This window comes from Streptomyces sp. NPDC039480 (genome assembly GCF_055597165.1).
Genome location: NZ_JBVITX010000002.1, coordinates 639,537 through 654,423, shown reverse-complemented (window position 1 = coordinate 654,423; position 14,887 = coordinate 639,537). Strand labels below are relative to the sequence as shown.

Sequence of the window (14,887 nt, the reverse complement as noted above, 5' to 3'; positions counted from 1 at the left end):
GTCCGGACGGTGCGGCCCCGCCCGGAGGGACGTATCGATCGAGGCGACCGGGCACCACGGACGTATGCATCCCCGACCCCCCGGAACCACCGAGTGGCGGCGGCTGTTCGCGGCCGAGGCCGAGTCCGCGCGGCCCGATCTGGCGCTGCTGTGCCTGCTGATCGGCACCGAGGCCGACCCCTCGCTCGACGAGGCGGACATCCACGCCGCACAGCGCCTGCTCGACCGGCTCGCGGAACAGGCCGTGCTCGCCCGCCGCTCCCGCCGCGCCGACGATCCGCGCGCCTGGCCCGCCGCCCTGGCCGAGCTCCTCGGCGTGCGCTGCGGCTTCAGGGGCAGGCCCGGCGACTACCAGCGGCTCGACGCCTCCCTCCTGCACCGGGTGCTGCGCCGCCGCAGAGGCCTGCCGATCCTGCTCTCCGTCGTCTGGATCGAGGTCGCGCGCCGCGCCGGAGCCCCCGTCCACGGCGTCGCGCTCCCCGGACGCTTCGTCGTCGGCTTCGGCCCCCGCGACGACCAGGTGCTCGCCGACCCCTTCGACGGCGGCCGGGTGCTCACCGGCACCGACGTGGAGCTGCTCGTGGCGGCGGCCACGGGGTCCCCGCCCGTGCCGTCGATGCTGAGCCCCGCGAGCCCGCTGGACATCGTGGCGCGCATCCTGAACAACATCCGCGCCTGGGCGGCGTCCCGCCCCGAACGCGCCGACGTCTCGCTCTGGGCGGTCGACCTCTGTCTGCTCCTGCCGTCAGCGCCGCCCCGGCTGCGCTACGAGCGCGCCCAACTCCTCGTACACAAGGGGGAGTTCCTGGCGGGTGCGCGGGAGCTCGACACGTACGCCGACGATGTCGCAGCGCTGGACCCGGCGACGGCCGACCGTGCCCGGCGGCAGGCGCTGGGGGCGCGGGCGATGCTGAACTGACGGGCTCAGAGCCAGCCCTTGTCCCTGGCGGCGCCGACGGCCTCCGCGCGGTTGCGGACGGCGAGCTTCTGGATGGCCGTCGAGAGGTAGTTGCGGACCGTGCCCTGGGAGAGGTGCAGGGCCTTGGCGAGCTCGGCGTTGGTGGCGCCGCCCGCGGCCGCGCGCAGCACCTCGCGCTCCCGGTCCGTCAGGGGGTTCGCGCCCTCCGCGAGGGCGGCCGCCGCCAGCGTGGGGTCGATGACCCGCTCCCCCGCGAGCACCTTGCGCACGGCCGCGGCGAGCTGGGCCGCGGGGGCGTCCTTCACGAGGAACGCGTCGGCCCCCGCCTCCATGGCGCTGCGCAGATAGCCGGGGCGCCCGAAGGTGGTGAGCACGACGATCTTCAGGGCGGGGAGCGCGGCGTGCAGTTCGGCCGCCGCCTCGATACCGGTCATGCCGGGCATCTCGATGTCGAGCAGCGCCACGTCCACGGCATGGGCGCGGGCCGCCGCGAGCACCTCGTCGCCGCGGGCCGCCTGGGCGACGACCTCGATGTCCGGCTCAAGACCGAGCAGCGCCGCGAGGGCCTCACGGACCATCGACTGGTCCTCGGCCAACAGCACCCTGATGACACCGCGCCCGCTGGTACCACCGTCTGTGCCGGTCACGCTGTTCCCACTGCTCATGAGGGGGATCCTACGGGCGCCTCCCCCAGCGGCACCCGGACCGCCAGACGGAAGCCGCGGCGGGTGCCCGGGCCCGTCTCCAGGACACCGCCGACGGCCTCCACGCGTTCGGCGAGGCCCGTCAGACCGTTCCCTGCCGCGGCGCCGGAACTGCCGACTCCGTCGTCCTCCACCGTGAGTTCGAACAGCGGTCCGTCGAGCGTCTTCCGTGCCGTGAACGCCACCGTGCACCGGTGGGCCCCGCTGTGCCGCACGACGTTGGTCACGGCCTCCCGCAGCGCCCACGCCAGTGCCGCCTCCGCCTCCTCCCCCGGCAGTTCGGCGGGCGGCTCAAGGGGCACGTCGGCCTCGATGCCCGCGGCGGCCAGCGCGGTGCGGGCGCCCGCCAGCTCACCGGCCAGGGTGCGCCTGCGGTAGCCAGAGACGGCCTCGCGCACGTCCACCAGGGCCTGGCGGCTGACCTGCTCGATGTCGGCGACCTGCCGGGCCGCCTGATCGGGGTGGTCGGGCAGCATCCGGCCCGCGAGCTCGCTCTTGAGCGTGATGAGGGAGAGCGAGTGGCCGAGCAGGTCGTGCAGGTCCCTGGCGAGCCGCAGCCGCTCCTCGTTGGCCGCCAGCTGGGCGACGGTGGCCCTGGCCTGCCGCAGCTGGATCGTCGTACGGACCAGCTGGCGCACCCCGGCCATCGCGAACCCCACAAGGATGCTGAGCACGGTCAGATTGCCCAGGAGGTCCCGCAGACTGTCCGTGCGCAGGCCGATCGCGATCATCACGCCGGTGACCGCGGGGATGACCCGGGCCGCGTACCGCATCGGCAGGACGGCGCCCGCGGACACGGAGACGTAGACGAAGAGCCCGAGCCATTGGGTGCCGAAGCACCACGCGAGGACCACGGCGAGCGTGAACTGCGCGGCGAACGACACGTACACCGCGCGCCAGTCGAGCACCTTGGTCGTGTAGCGGAAGACGAGCGAGAGATAGCAGGCCACGAAGGCCGCGAGGCCCAGCGAGCCGAGGACGGTGGCCGTGGCGCTCCGCTCGGTCACCACGAGGTCATGGACGGGGCTGGTCAGGAAGACCAGCCAGATGCCGATCCAGACGGCCTTCGTGAGGATCTGGCGGCGGCCGAGGACCGGCTGCCCGAAGGTCCGCATCGGGTGGGTGTCGTCGTACCGGTCGGTCTCACTGGCGCGCTCGGCGCCCCGGATCGTGCTCACGCCTTCAGTGTGTCCTTCCGGTACAGCCACGCCGCGCCGCCCGCGAAGAGAAGGAAGTAGGCGACCAGGAGCGTGATGTCCTTCGCGTGCGGTGCGTCGCCCAGTTCGATGGCCTGCCCGAGGGCAGCGTACGCGTGGGTGGGCAGCCAGGACGCCGCCTCCTGGAGCCAGTGCGGGAACGTCGTCACCGGCATCCACAGGCCGCCGAGCATGGAGAGCCCGAAGTAGACGATCATCGTGATCGGGCGTACGGCGTCGCCGGACGCGAGGTAGCCGATGGCCACGCCGAGGGCGGCGAAGCAGAGGCTGCCCACCCAGATCGCGCCGGTCAGCGCCAGCCACTGCCAGGCGTCGAAGCGGACGTCCTTGACGATCGCGGCGACCGCGAACACCACGACGATGGACGGCAGGCTGACCACGGCCGCGCTCGCGGTCTTCGCCAGGACGTACCCCCGCCCGGGAAGCGCCGTCAGGCGCAACTGCCGCACCCAGCCGCTCTCGCGCTCCTTGGCGATGCGCTCGCTGTTGCCCATGAGTACGGCGGTGAGGGCGCCGAAGGACGCCATCGAGACCATCATGAACGCGGGGACGGACAGGCCCGTGCCGGAGACCTGGTCGGCGCCGTTCTGGGTGCCCGCGATGATCAGGAAGAGCATCGACGGATAGACGACGGAGAAGAAGAGGAACTTGCGGTTGCGCAGGGCGCGGATGATTTCGAGCTTGATGAGGCTGTTCATGCCGTGGGTGCCTTTCACGCGGTCCTGGCCTCTGCGGCCTCGGTGATCGCCACGAAGGCCTGCTCCAGGCCGAGCCCGGCGACTTCGAGGTTGCGGGGATACACGCCGAGTCCGTACAGCGCGTGCACGGTGGCGTCGGCGTCCGTCGACTGGAGGCGGACCGTGTGGCCCGCGATGTCGGCGGTGGTGAGGAAGGGCAGCGCGCGGAGCCGGCGCGCGAGCTCCTGATCGATCCGCTCCAGGTCGAACGCGACCTTGCGGGCGCCCGCCTTCGCCTTGATCTCGGCCGCGGTGCCGTCCGCGAGGAGCCGGCCGCGGTGCAGGACCAGGACGCGGTCGGCGATCGCGTCGGCCTCCTCCAGGTAGTGCGTGGCGAACAGGACCGCGCGGCCCTGGTCCGCCTGCTCCCGCATGGTGGCCCAGAACGCCTGGCGTGCGGTGACGTCCATGCCGGTGGTCGGCTCGTCGAGCACGATCAGGTCGGCGGCGCCGGCCGTGGCGAGCGCGAAGCGGACGCGCTGTTCCTGGCCGCCGGAGAGCTTGTCGGCCTTGCGGTCCGCGATCTGGGTGATGCCCGCGTGGGCGAGCACGTCGTTGACGCGGTGGGGCCTCGGGTGCAGCTCGCAGGCGAGCGTCACCAGCTCGCGCACGGTGACCTCGCCCATCAGTCCGCCGCTCTGCAGCATGGCGCCGACCCGGCCCGCCGTGATCGCCTCGCGCGGCTCGGTCCCGAAGACCCGCACGGTTCCGCTGTCCGGGCCGCGCAGGCCGAGCAGCAGGTCGAGGGTGGAGGACTTGCCCGCGCCGTTCGGTCCGAGGAGCGCCACCGTCTCGCCCGGGTGGAGGTCGAGGGTCAGGCCGTCGACGGCGCGGACGTCGCCGTAGCTCTTGGTCACCTGCTCGAAGCTCACCGCGCTGGCGGCGGGTGGTGCAGTGGTCGTCGTCATGTGCACCATCGTCACAAAACCGCAGGTCACGGCGGCAGTGTCGATTGTGGTGACTACGGGATGACAGATGTCATGCCGGAGGCCGGACGGTTCACCGAGGTGAGCCGTCCGGCCTCCGTGTGCCCGCGTGTGTCAGCTCGCGTTGGTCTCGATGACGCCGATCCGCTCGGCGGGCGTCTTGCCGACCAGCGCCTTGCCCATCGCCGCGGCGACGTCGGTCGGCTGGACCGGCGTCTTGGAGCCGTCGCCGCGCTGGATCAGGACACCGTCGAAGACGTTGCCGTACAGCTTCTTGAGCTCTTCGAGGTTGTAGTGCACCTGAAGGGTGCCGTCCTTGAGGGCCTTCGTCTCCAGGATCTTCGGCAGCGACCTCTCCGGGCCGAAGGGGATCGACTTGGCGCCCGCCTTGATCGTGACGTTGGCGGACATGGCCGGCTTGGCGAACCGGGTCATGAACTTGTCGACCTCGGCCTTGGAGACGGCCGGCTTGCGCGTGGTGACCGGCACCTGGACCGCGCCCGCGCTGCCCGTCTCGACCTGCTTCTTGTACGCGTCGGCGACCGAGGCGGTCGACGCCTGCGGGTCGATGCCCTTGCCGACCTTGCCGTAGACCGGCTGGGCCTTGCCCGGCACGAACTTGACCGTGCCCTCCTGCGCCGTGCCCGAGCCGCCCGCCGCGCGCTCCAGGGCGGCTGCGAGCTTCTCCTCGTCGACGGGCATGACGGGCTCGACGACGCGCTGGCCGCCGAAGAGCGAGCCGATCACCGAGACGGGGTTGTAGTCGCTGCCCGCGGCCTCGCGGACGGTCGCCTGGCTGTCCAGGGTGAGGCCCGCCTGGTCCGGCTTGAGCGTGACCGCGTCGCCGTCCACCGAGAGCTTCAGCGGCTTGGTGACGCGCGCGTCGAGGGCCGCGTCGAGCTTCTTCACGGCCTCGTCGCGGGTGCCGCCGCCGATGTCGACGCCGAGCACGGTGGTGCCCTTCGGGACGTCGGCGTGGTTCATCAACAGGCCCGCGCCGTACGCCCCGCAGCCCGCGACCACGACGGCGACCGCGAGGAGGACCAGTTTGTTGCGGCCCTTCTTCTTTTTCGGCGCGGGAGCGGCGGCCGGCACGTCCGAGCGCACCGGGTCGGGCAGCTTCGGCGGGGTGTGCGGAACCGGTCCTTCGCCCTGCGGGCCCGGCGCGAACGGGGAGTTGTCCTGCACGGGCGGTACGACGGGGATGCCGCTGGTGAGGGTCTCACCGGAGACGTTGGCGCCGGGCGCGGGTGCGCCGGGGCCACCGAGGCCGCCGGGACCGCCGGGCGGCGGCGAGACCGGGCCGGCCTTCTGCGGCGTGAGGATCGCGGTGTCGTCGCTCATGGCACCGGAACGGGGCGGCCGCGCACCGGCGTCGGCGGGGCCGCCGGGTGCGCCCGGAGCGCTGTGCCGGCCGGGCGGCGCCAGCGGGCTGTCGCCCGTGACGGGGCCGCCGGTCGGTCCTGCGGGCCGGGAGTCCCCGGAGCCGCCCGTACCGCCGGAGAAGTACGGCAGGTCGCCGCGGTGCGGGTCGCTCTGCGGGCCGCCGGAGCCGAGGGGGCCCGACGCCACGGCGCCGGACACGTCGAACTGCCCCGTACCGGAACCATTCGCCGCCGGACCATTCGCTCCGGGGCCATTCGCCCCTGGACCGTTCGCCCCTTGGGCACCCGAACCGCTCCCGGAGTCGTTCCGGGCAGGCTTGCGCGGCGCGAACCAGTCGCTTGTCTTCTCCTCGGCCGAGGGCTGAGAAGGGGAGGACGAGGAGGGTGAAGCCCCCTGGCCGCCCTCACCCGGCGCGGCACCGGAATTGGAACCGGAAGCGGAACCGACGCCAGGACCCGAGGAAGCCGTGGAGCCCGAGGCTCCGGCCCCCATCGCCCCGCCCGTGTCGCCCGCGCCCGGTGCACCCGGCGCGGCGCCGTCCCCGCGGCCGTCGTCGCCCAAGGGCGAGGAGTCCCCGTACGAGCCCTCGTCACCGACGGGCGTACGCATGACGACCGGCGGGATGGGCCGCGAACCGGGGATGTTGATCCGGATGCGGGTGGTCAGCGTGGTCTGGGTCTCGGGCTCGTCGGGCCGCCGCGCGCCGTCCCCGCCGCCGTCGGCGGCAGCGCCCTGTGCCGGGGAGCCGTACGGCGGCGTCCCCGAGGGGTATGCGGCTCCACCGCGCCCCTGGGGCCCGGAGGACGAACTGTCAGTTTCACGACTCAAGGCAGGTTCTCCTGGTTGACTCCGCCGCCCGGCTCGACCTCGTCCGGGGTCCCCCCGGCCGGAGGTTGGGGGAGGCTCGGCGGCCGCACCACCATACTGGCCGCCGTCGGCACTCATTCCGTGACCGGCGTCAAACCCCTGCGGGACACGGTCCGAAGTGGTACGTCACTTGCCAAGTCGGGCGGCGGACGCGCTCGGTTGCGACCCCTGCCCGAGCGTGGCGCACATCACAGCGACGGCCATTCCGCCGAGCAGGAAGCCGTACGAGCCGAGATCCGCGCCGAAGAGGAAGTCGCCCTCGGGTCTGGTGGCGGTGAGCAGCATCACCACGACGAGCCAGCCGGCGGCGGGCGCGACGGCTCCCGCCTTGGTGCCGACCGCCCGTGACCCGCCGTAGAAGGCACCGGCGGCACCGACGAGCGCGAGCAGCAACCCGGCGGGGAAGAAGCCGCCTTGGACGAGTGCTCCGGCGGCGCCGACGACGGCGCCGAACACGAAGAGCCCGGCATAGGCGGCGAGGCGCCCCGCTCTGAGGGGCTGGGCGAGGAAGCTGCCGCCGGCGGGGGCGGCGGCCGCGCCGGAGGGCGCGGGTCTGCGGGAGGCGGCCCCGGAACCGGAACCCGACGCCGCACGGGATCGCGTACTCACAGCGCGGTCACCTCCGCCACATCCGTCACCCTCTCAAGTCCCGCGAAGAGATCCGTCTCACGGGACGATCCCTCGGATGATCCCGTGGATCCCTCTGATGATCCCCCGGGTGAACCCGAAGATCCCTCTGTCGACGCTTCTCCCCGCACCAGCTCGTAGTACTCCACATCGAAGATGGGCTGCGCGAGCTGGTTGGAGAGGACGAAGAGCGGGCCGCTCACCGTGATCTGGGTGGCGTGGGCCGCCATCGCCGCCGTCTTGGCGGCCTTGAAGACGCGGCCGTCGATCTCGGTCGTGATCCGCTCGTCGTCCGTGACGCCGGGCACGTCGGCGACGGCGGCGGGTGTGCCGAACGGCGAGTGCCCCAGCGCTCCCCCCATCCAGCGGAAGCGCTCCTCGACCACGGACCGCGGGGCGCGGTTCCAGTAGATCTTGGCGATGGTGTGGGGCGCGCCGAGGTCGGCGCGGAAGGCGGGATCGGCCGCGAGGTCGGCGGCGCGCATGGCGACGCGGTGCGCCTTGATGTGGTCGGGGTGGCCGTATCCCCCGTCGGGGTCGTACGTCACGAGGACCTGCGGGCGCACCTCGCGGACCACCTCGACCAGGTGGGCGGCCGCCTCGTCGAGGTCGGCCGACCAGAAGGCGCCGGGGCGGTCGTTCTGCTCGGTGCCCATCATTCCGGAGTCGCGGTAGCGCCCGGGGCCGCCGAGGAAGCGGTGGTCGGTGACCCCTACTTCCTTCATGGCGGCGGCCAGTTCCCCGATGCGGTGGGCGCCCAGGGCGTCCTCGCGGTCGGCGGCGAGACGGGCGAGCTCGGCCGGGATGACCTCGCCCTCCTCGCCGAGCGTGCACGTCACCAGGGTGACGTGGGCGCCCTCGGCCGCGTACTTGGCCATGGTCGCGCCGGTGGTGATCGACTCGTCGTCGGGGTGCGCGTGCACGAGCAGCAGGCGCCGGGCGGGCAGTTCCGTCATGGGACCACCCTACGAGCACCGGTCAGAACTTGATGTCGCCGATCATTCCCGCCACGTTCGTCGTCAGCTCGTTGATGGTCGGTGCCATGGACGAGCTCGCCAGGTAGAAGCCGAGCAGCGTACAGACGACCGCGTGCCCCGCCTTCAGACCTGACTTCTTGACCAGCAGGAAGACGATGATCGCCAGCAGCACCACCGCCGAAATCGAGAGTGCCACGGCGGTCACCTCCAAGTCGTAGCCGTAACCCAGTGCGGACGCCAGCAGGTACATACCCACCAAGCGCTACGGATCATAACTATCCGTGCGGACGCATGACTCGGAGCACGGCAGCATGGGGGGCGCATGAGCCATAGGCTCGGAGGATGACCACCGAGAACCCAGGAAATCCCAGGCCTGCCGAGAGCCCGGCGCAGCGGCTCTCCTTCCCGCGTCAGCACGCCCGCACGCAACGCTTCACCCTCGGCGCGCCCCGTGCGTTCACGGTGGCGCCGGACGGTTCGCGCCTTGTCTTCCTGCGCTCGTCCGACGGCACCGACCGGGCGAACCGGCTCTGGGTCCTGGACGTGTCGGACGGCGGCGGCGAGCGCGTGGCGGCCGATCCGCACGTGCTGCTCGGCGGCGCCGCCGAGCAGTTGTCCGCCGAGGAGCGCGCACGGCGCGAGCGGAGCCGTGAGGGCGGCGCGGGCATCGTGGGCTACGCGACGGACGCGGCGGTGGAGCTGGCGGCGTTCGCGCTGTCGGGCCGGCTCTTCGCGGCGGAGCTGCGCGCGGGCACGGCGCGCGAACTGCCCGCGCCGGGCCCGGTGATCGACCCGCGCCCCTCGCCGGACGGGCGGCACGTCGCGTACGTGGCGCGGGGCGCCCTGCGGGTGACGGGCGCCGACGGGACGGGCGACCGGGCCCTGGCGGAGCCCGAGCCGGGCCAGGAGGCGACGGTCGGCTACGGTCTCGCGGAGTTCATCGCGGCCGAGGAGATGGGGCGTTCACGGGGCTTCTGGTGGTCGCCGGACTCGGACCGGCTGCTCGTCGCGCGGGTGGACGACGCTCCCGTGCGGCGCTGGTGGATCGCGGACCCGGCGCATCCGGAGCGCGAGCCCGAGCGGGTCGCGTACCCGGCCGCGGGCACGCCCAACGCGGACGTACGGCTGTTCGTCCTGGGCCTGGACGGGTCGCGCACCGAGGTGGTCTGGGACCGCGTCCGCTTCCCCTACCTCGCGCGCGTGCACTGGTCGGCGGACGGTGCTCCGCTGCTGCTCGTGCAGTCGCGCGACCAGGGCAGCCAGCTGTATCTGGCGGTGGATCCGGACGGCGGGTCGACGCGGATGGTGCACGCGGAGGAGGATCCAGAATGGCTTGAACTTTTCCCTGGGGTGCCGTGCTGGTCGCCCAGCGGGAAGCTGGTGCGGATCGCGGACGAGGGCGGCGCGCGCGTCCTCGCGTGGGGGGAACGGCCGCTGACGGGGCCGCAGTTGCACGTCAGGGCGGTCCTCGATGTGACGGAGGAGGACATTCTGATCTCGGCGTCGGCGGGCGCGGCTGCGGCCGACCCGGAGACCGGTGAGATCCATGTGTACCGCGTCAACGAACTGGGCGTGGAGCGCGTGTCCCAGGAGCCCGGTGTGCACTCCGCGGTCCGTGGGGGCGGCCGCGGCGGCCTCACCGTACTGGTGTCCGCCACGCTCGACCGTCCCGGCGCTCAGGTCCAGGTGCTGCGCGAGGGCAAGCAGGTGGCGACCGTCGCCTCACACGCCCAGCGCCCGGGGCTCACTCCGCGCGTGACGCTCACGGAAGGGGGCACGCGGAAGATTCCGTGCGCCGTCCTGCTCCCCACTGATTACAAGGACACGGACGGGCCCCTTCCGGTACTCCTGGATCCGTACGGCGGCCCGCACGGTCAGCGCGTCCAGCGCGCCCACAACATCTTCCTGACCTCGCAGTGGTTCGCCGATCAGGGCTTCGCGGTGCTCGTCGCGGACGGCCGCGGCACGCCGGGCCACTCCCCCGGCTGGGAGAAGTCGATCAAGTACGACAAGACCCTGACGCTCGAGGACCAGATCGACGCGCTCCACTCGCTCGCCGACCGGTTCCCCTTCGACCTCGGCCGAGTGGCGATCCGCGGCTGGTCCTTCGGCGGCTACCTGGCCGGCATGGCCGCGCTGCGCCGCCCCGACGTGTTCCACGCGGCGGTGGTCGGCGCCCCGGTGACGGATCTGCGGCTCTACGACACGCACTACGAGGAGCGGTACTTGGGCGACCCGGCCCGCAACGAGGACACGTACCGGTACAACTCCTTGATCTGGGACGACGGGCTCGTCGCGGCGGCCGAACCGCACCGCCCGATGCTGATCGTGCACGGCCTCGCCGACGACAACGTAGTGGTGGCGCACTCGCTGCGGCTCTCCTCGGCGCTGCTCGCCGCGGGCCGCCCGCACGAGGTCCTGCCCCTGTCCGGCGTCACGCACATGACGCCCCAGGAGCAGGTCGCGGAGAACCTGCTGCTGCTCCAGGTCGACTTCTTGAAGCGCTCCTTGGGGCTCTGACCGGGCGATGACCGGGCGCGGGCCCGCGGCCTACGGCACGACCTGCTTCTCCTCCGCGAAGTGGCAGGCCGAGTCGTGCGCCGCGGGCCCGTCCTCGTACCGGAACTCCGCGGGCACCGCGAGCGCCGGGACCTCCAGCGCGCACCGCTCCCGCGCCTTCCAGCAGCGGGTGCGGAACCGGCAGCCCGAGGGCGGGTTCGCGGGCGAGGGCACGTCTCCGGAGAGGATGATCCGCTCCCGGTGCTCGCGCGCCTCGGGGTCGGGGACCGGCACGGCGGAGAGCAGCGCCTGGGTGTAGGGGTGCGTGGGGTGTTCGTAGATCTCCTCGTCCGAGCCGATCTCGATGATCCGCCCGAGGTACATCACCCCGACCCGGTCGGAGATGTGCCGCACGATCGACAGGTCGTGGGCGATGAAGACGTAACTCAGGTCGAACTCGTTCTGCAGCTTGTCCAGGAGGTTGATGACCTGTGCCTGGACGGAGACGTCGAGCGCGGAGACCGGTTCGTCGGCGACGATGACCTCGGGCCGCAGCGCGAGGCCGCGGGCGATGCCGATGCGCTGGCGCTGGCCGCCCGAGAACTGGTGGGGATAGCGGTTGATGTACTCGGGGTTGAGGCCGACGACGTCCAGGAGTTCCTGGACCTTCTGGCGGCGCGAGCCCTTCGGGGCCACCTCGGGGTGGATCTCGTACGGCTCCCCGATGATGTCGCCCACCGTCATCCGGGGGTTCAGGGACGTGTAGGGGTCCTGGAACACCATCTGGATGTTGCGGCGGACCGCCTTCAGCGCACGCCCGGACAGCTTGGTGATGTCCTCGCCCTTGTAGCGGATCTCGCCCGCGGTCGGCCGCTCCAGGTTGACCAGCATCTTCGCGACCGTCGACTTGCCGCAGCCGGACTCCCCCACGATGCCGAGCGTCTCGCCCCGCGCCAGGTCGAAGTCGACGCCGTCCACGGCCTTGACCGCGCCGACCTGCTTGCGGAAGACGATGCCCTGGGTCAGCGGGTAGTGCTTGACGAGGCCGCGGACCCGGAGAATCGGCTCGCCGCCGTCACCGTGACGCATCGAGCGTCTCCTTCCAGAAATGGCAGGCGCTCCTGCGGTCGGCGGTCAGTCCCTCGTACGTGACCTTCGCGAGCGGTGGATCGTCGGTCACACAGATGTCCTGGGCCATGGGGCAGCGGGGGTGGAAGGGGCAGCCGGGCGGGATGTTCATGAGGTTGGGCGGCAGGCCCTTGATCGCGTAGAGCTCCTGGCCCTTCTGGTCCAGGCGCGGGATGGATTCGAGCAGGCCGAGGGTGTACGGGTGGGCGGGGGCCCGGTAGATCTCGTGGACGGGGGCCCGTTCGACGATGCGGCCCGCGTACATGACGGCGATGGTGTCGGCGACGTCCGCGACGACGCCGAGGTCGTGGGTGATGAGGATCAGGCCCATGTTCATCTCGCGCTGGAGTTCCGCGAGCAGGTCCATGACCTGCGCCTGGACCGTCACGTCGAGGGCGGTGGTGGGCTCGTCGGCGATGATCAGCGAGGGTTCGAGGGCCATCGCCATGGCGATCATGATGCGCTGGCGCATGCCGCCGCTGAACTGGTGCGGATACTGCCCGACGCGCTCCCTGGCCGCCGGGATGCGGACGCGGTCCATCAGCTCGACGGCCTTGGCCTTGGCGTCCTTCCTCGACATGCCCTTGTGCACGACGTACATCTCGCCGAGCTGCTCGCCGACGCTCAGCACCGGGTTGAGTGAGGACAGCGCGTCCTGGAAGATCATCGCCATTCCGGCGCCGCGGACCTTGCGCCGCTCCTCCTCCTTCAGCTTGAGGAGGTCCCGGCCCCGGAAGAGGATCTCCCCCTTGGTGATCCGCCCGGGCGGCATGTCGAGGATGCCCATGACGGCCTGGGCGGTCACGGACTTGCCGGAGCCCGACTCGCCGAGGACGGCGAGGGTCTCGCCCGCGGCGACGCTGTAGTCGACGCCGTTGACGGCCTTGGCGACGCCGTCCCTGGTGCGGAACTCCACGTGCAGGTCGCGGACTTCGAGCAGCTTCGAGGCCTGGGGCTCCTTGGGCACGGGGGCCTCGGATGCCACGGTTGCCATGGGCGCCTACCTCAGCTTCGGGTCGAGGGCGTCGCGCACCGCGTCGCCGAGCATGATGAACGCGAGGACGGTGATAGCGAGGGCCCCGGCCGGCCAGAGCAGCATGTGCGGGGCGTTGCGGATGTACTGGGAGGCGGCCGAGATGTCGATGCCCCAGCTGACGGTCGGCGGCTTCAGTCCGACGCCGAGGTACGAGAGCGTGGCCTCCAGGGCGATGTAGGTGCCGAGCGCGATGGTCGCGACGACGATGACCGGCGCGACGGCGTTCGGGGTGATGTGGCGGAGCAGCATCCGGGAGTTGGAGGCGCCGAGGGCCCGCGCCGCCTGGACGTAGTCGTTCTGTTTGGCGGTGATGACGGAGCCGCGCGCGATGCGGGAGATCTGCGGCCAGCCGAGCAGCACCATGAAGCCGACGACCGGCCAGACGGTGGAGCTGGTGACCACCGAGAGGAGCACCAGGCCGCCGAGGACGACGGGGATGGCGAAGAAGATGTCGGTGATGCGGGAGAGGACCGCGTCCCACGCGCCGCCGAAGAAACCGGCGAGCCCGCCGAGCACGCTGCCGATGACGGCGACGCCGAGGGTGGCGCAGACGCCGACGGTGACCGAGACCCGGGTGCCGTAGACGACCCGGGTGTAGACGTCGCAGCCCTGCTCGTTGAAGCCGAAGGGGTGGCCGGGCGCCGAGCCCTTCTGCGCGTTGGCGAGGTCGCAGTCGAGCGGGTTGCGGGAGGCGATGAGCGAGGGCCAGAGGGAGATGACGACGAGGAAGAGGATGATCAGGCCCGAGACGATGAAGACGGGGTTGCGGCGCAGGTCCCGCCAGGCGTCGGACCACAGGCTGCGGGCCGGGGCGGAGGGGCCGCTGCCGTCGGGGCCGCCCGCCGCCGTCTTCTCCAGCGACGTCGCCTCGCTGGTGGCGAGGTCCATCGCGCCGCCCATGCCGGTGGCGGCCATGGCGCGCTCCGGCTCCTGCGGTTCAGGCATAGCGGATCCTCGGGTCGAGTACGGCGTACAGGAGGTCGACGATGAGGTTGGCCACCAGGAAGACCAGGACGAGGACGGTCACGAAGCCGACGACGGTCTGGGTGCTCTGGCGGAGGATGCCCTGGTAGAGCTGGAAGCCGACGCCGTGGATGTTGAAGATCCGCTCGGTGACGATCGCGCCGCCCATGAGCGCGCCCACGTCGGTGCCGATGAAGGTGACCACCGGGATCAGTGAGTTGCGCAGCAGGTGGCGGGTAATGACGCGGCGCCGGGGCAGGCCCTTGGCGATGGCGGTGCGGACATAGTCGGCGCGCCGGTTCTCCGCGATGGAGGTGCGGGTCAGGCGGGTCACGTACGCCAGTGAGACGGAGGCGAGCACGAGCCCCGGGATCAGCAGTTCGTTGAAGGGGGCCTCGCTCGACACGGAGGGTTTGATGACGCCCCACTGGACGCCGAGCAGGAGCTGCAGGACGAGTCCGGTGACGAAGGTGGGGATGGAGATCACGACGAGCGTGAGCAGCAGCACCACGGTGTCGATGGGGCGGCCGCGCCGCAGGCCCGTGAGGACGCCCAGCGTGATACCGATGACGATCTCGAAGACGATGGCGACGAGGGTGAGGCGGATGGTGACCGGGAAGGCGGCCGACATCAGCTCGGTGACCTTCTGGCCGTTGAAGGCGGTGCCGAAGTCGCCGGTGAAGACGTTGCCCATGTACGTCAGGTACTGCTGCCACACCGGCTTATCGAGGCCGAACTCCTTCTTCAGGCGGAGGGCCGTCGCGGGGTCGCACCTGCGGTCCCCGCACAGCCCCGCGACGGGGTCGCCCATCACGTTCACCATCAGGAAGATGAGCAGCGTGGCGCCGATGAAGACCGGGATCATCTGCAGCAGGCGCCGGATCACATAACGTCCCATGGC

Annotated in this window: 14 protein-coding genes; 2 read left to right on the top strand and 12 right to left on the bottom strand. The window is 71.8% G+C overall.

Going from position 1 to position 14,887, the window contains the following annotated elements:
• The first annotated feature begins 64 nt into the window (after positions 1–64).
• Positions 65–919 carry a transglutaminase family protein gene (locus ACZ56E_RS09025; RefSeq protein ID WP_471212567.1) on the top strand — a complete coding sequence of 285 codons (855 nt, stop codon included), beginning with the start codon at positions 65–67 and terminating at the stop codon, positions 917–919.
• Between the two features lie 5 nt (positions 920–924).
• On the opposite strand, the gene ACZ56E_RS09020 is transcribed toward ACZ56E_RS09025, so the two are convergent.
• The 8 genes from ACZ56E_RS09020 to ACZ56E_RS08985 form a co-directional block, all read right to left on the bottom strand.
• Positions 925–1,584, bottom strand: a complete 660-nt coding sequence (locus tag ACZ56E_RS09020; protein WP_471212564.1) for a response regulator — start codon at positions 1,582–1,584, stop codon at positions 925–927.
• Positions 1,581–2,738, bottom strand: coding sequence for a sensor histidine kinase (locus ACZ56E_RS09015; RefSeq protein WP_471213128.1), 1,158 nt, complete (start codon positions 2,736–2,738; stop codon positions 1,581–1,583). Before ACZ56E_RS09015 ends, ACZ56E_RS09020 begins: the two co-directional genes overlap by 4 nt.
• 59 nt (positions 2,739–2,797) lie before the next feature.
• Positions 2,798–3,538: an ABC transporter permease gene (locus ACZ56E_RS09010; RefSeq protein ID WP_471212562.1), complete on the bottom strand. Its 741-nt coding sequence runs from the start codon at positions 3,536–3,538 to the stop codon at positions 2,798–2,800.
• A gap of 14 nt (positions 3,539–3,552) precedes the next feature.
• Complete coding sequence (locus ACZ56E_RS09005; RefSeq protein WP_471212560.1) at positions 3,553–4,485, bottom strand: ABC transporter ATP-binding protein; 933 nt, start codon at positions 4,483–4,485, stop codon at positions 3,553–3,555.
• 132 nt (positions 4,486–4,617) lie between these two features.
• On the bottom strand, positions 4,618–6,717 hold the full coding sequence (locus ACZ56E_RS09000) for a hypothetical protein (RefSeq protein ID WP_471212557.1): 2,100 nt from the start codon (positions 6,715–6,717) through the stop codon (positions 4,618–4,620).
• Between the two features lie 165 nt (positions 6,718–6,882).
• Positions 6,883–7,365, bottom strand: a complete 483-nt coding sequence (locus ACZ56E_RS08995; protein ID WP_471212556.1) for a DUF6113 family protein — start codon at positions 7,363–7,365, stop codon at positions 6,883–6,885.
• Positions 7,362–8,339 carry an N-acetyl-1-D-myo-inositol-2-amino-2-deoxy-alpha-D-glucopyranoside deacetylase gene (mshB, locus tag ACZ56E_RS08990; protein WP_471212554.1) on the bottom strand — a complete coding sequence of 326 codons (978 nt, stop codon included), beginning with the start codon at positions 8,337–8,339 and terminating at the stop codon, positions 7,362–7,364. The genes ACZ56E_RS08995 and mshB overlap by 4 nt, the downstream gene beginning before the upstream one ends.
• A 22-nt stretch (positions 8,340–8,361) precedes the next feature.
• Positions 8,362–8,556 (bottom strand): hypothetical protein, encoded by a 195-nt coding sequence (locus ACZ56E_RS08985; RefSeq protein WP_362996229.1) that lies wholly within the window; start codon positions 8,554–8,556, stop codon positions 8,362–8,364.
• 146 nt (positions 8,557–8,702) lie between these two features.
• Here ACZ56E_RS08985 and ACZ56E_RS08980 point away from each other — a divergent pair, with 146 nt between their 5' ends.
• Positions 8,703–10,880 (top strand): S9 family peptidase, encoded by a 2,178-nt coding sequence (locus tag ACZ56E_RS08980; protein WP_471212552.1) that lies wholly within the window; start codon positions 8,703–8,705, stop codon positions 10,878–10,880.
• A gap of 30 nt (positions 10,881–10,910) precedes the next feature.
• On the opposite strand, the gene ACZ56E_RS08975 is transcribed toward ACZ56E_RS08980, so the two are convergent.
• Genes ACZ56E_RS08975 through ACZ56E_RS08960 form a run of 4 tightly spaced genes read right to left on the bottom strand, consistent with a single transcriptional unit; the run spans position 10,911 to position 14,884 of the window.
• Entirely contained in the window at positions 10,911–11,948 is a 1,038-nt protein-coding gene (locus tag ACZ56E_RS08975; RefSeq protein ID WP_471212550.1) for an ABC transporter ATP-binding protein, read from the bottom strand.
• Positions 11,935–12,981: an ABC transporter ATP-binding protein gene (locus ACZ56E_RS08970; RefSeq protein ID WP_471212548.1), complete on the bottom strand. Its 1,047-nt coding sequence runs from the start codon at positions 12,979–12,981 to the stop codon at positions 11,935–11,937. The genes ACZ56E_RS08975 and ACZ56E_RS08970 overlap by 14 nt, the downstream gene beginning before the upstream one ends.
• A 6-nt stretch (positions 12,982–12,987) precedes the next feature.
• On the bottom strand, positions 12,988–13,968 hold the full coding sequence (locus ACZ56E_RS08965) for an ABC transporter permease (protein WP_398300841.1): 981 nt from the start codon (positions 13,966–13,968) through the stop codon (positions 12,988–12,990).
• Positions 13,961–14,884 carry an ABC transporter permease gene (locus tag ACZ56E_RS08960; protein ID WP_471212545.1) on the bottom strand — a complete coding sequence of 308 codons (924 nt, stop codon included), beginning with the start codon at positions 14,882–14,884 and terminating at the stop codon, positions 13,961–13,963. The genes ACZ56E_RS08965 and ACZ56E_RS08960 overlap by 8 nt, the downstream gene beginning before the upstream one ends.
• Between the last annotated feature and the right edge of the window lie 3 nt (positions 14,885–14,887).

What these genes read in the sequence shown, in the direction of transcription:
- ACZ56E_RS09025 (WP_471212567.1), top strand. Translation starts at nt 65, where the DNA reads ATGCATCCCCGACCCCCCGGAACCACCGAGTGGCGGCGGCTGTTCGCG.
- ACZ56E_RS09020 (WP_471212564.1), bottom strand. Translation starts at nt 1,584, where the DNA reads ATGAGCAGTGGGAACAGCGTGACCGGCACAGACGGTGGTACCAGCGGG.
- ACZ56E_RS09015 (WP_471213128.1), bottom strand. Translation starts at nt 2,738, where the DNA reads ATGCGGACCTTCGGGCAGCCGGTCCTCGGCCGCCGCCAGATCCTCACG.
- ACZ56E_RS09010 (WP_471212562.1), bottom strand. Translation starts at nt 3,538, where the DNA reads ATGAACAGCCTCATCAAGCTCGAAATCATCCGCGCCCTGCGCAACCGC.
- ACZ56E_RS09005 (WP_471212560.1), bottom strand. Translation starts at nt 4,485, where the DNA reads ATGACGACGACCACTGCACCACCCGCCGCCAGCGCGGTGAGCTTCGAG.
- mshB (WP_471212554.1), bottom strand. Translation starts at nt 8,339, where the DNA reads ATGACGGAACTGCCCGCCCGGCGCCTGCTGCTCGTGCACGCGCACCCC.
- ACZ56E_RS08980 (WP_471212552.1), top strand. Translation starts at nt 8,703, where the DNA reads ATGACCACCGAGAACCCAGGAAATCCCAGGCCTGCCGAGAGCCCGGCG.
- ACZ56E_RS08975 (WP_471212550.1), bottom strand. Translation starts at nt 11,948, where the DNA reads ATGCGTCACGGTGACGGCGGCGAGCCGATTCTCCGGGTCCGCGGCCTC.
- ACZ56E_RS08970 (WP_471212548.1), bottom strand. Translation starts at nt 12,981, where the DNA reads ATGGCAACCGTGGCATCCGAGGCCCCCGTGCCCAAGGAGCCCCAGGCC.
- ACZ56E_RS08965 (WP_398300841.1), bottom strand. Translation starts at nt 13,968, where the DNA reads ATGCCTGAACCGCAGGAGCCGGAGCGCGCCATGGCCGCCACCGGCATG.
- ACZ56E_RS08960 (WP_471212545.1), bottom strand. Translation starts at nt 14,884, where the DNA reads ATGGGACGTTATGTGATCCGGCGCCTGCTGCAGATGATCCCGGTCTTC.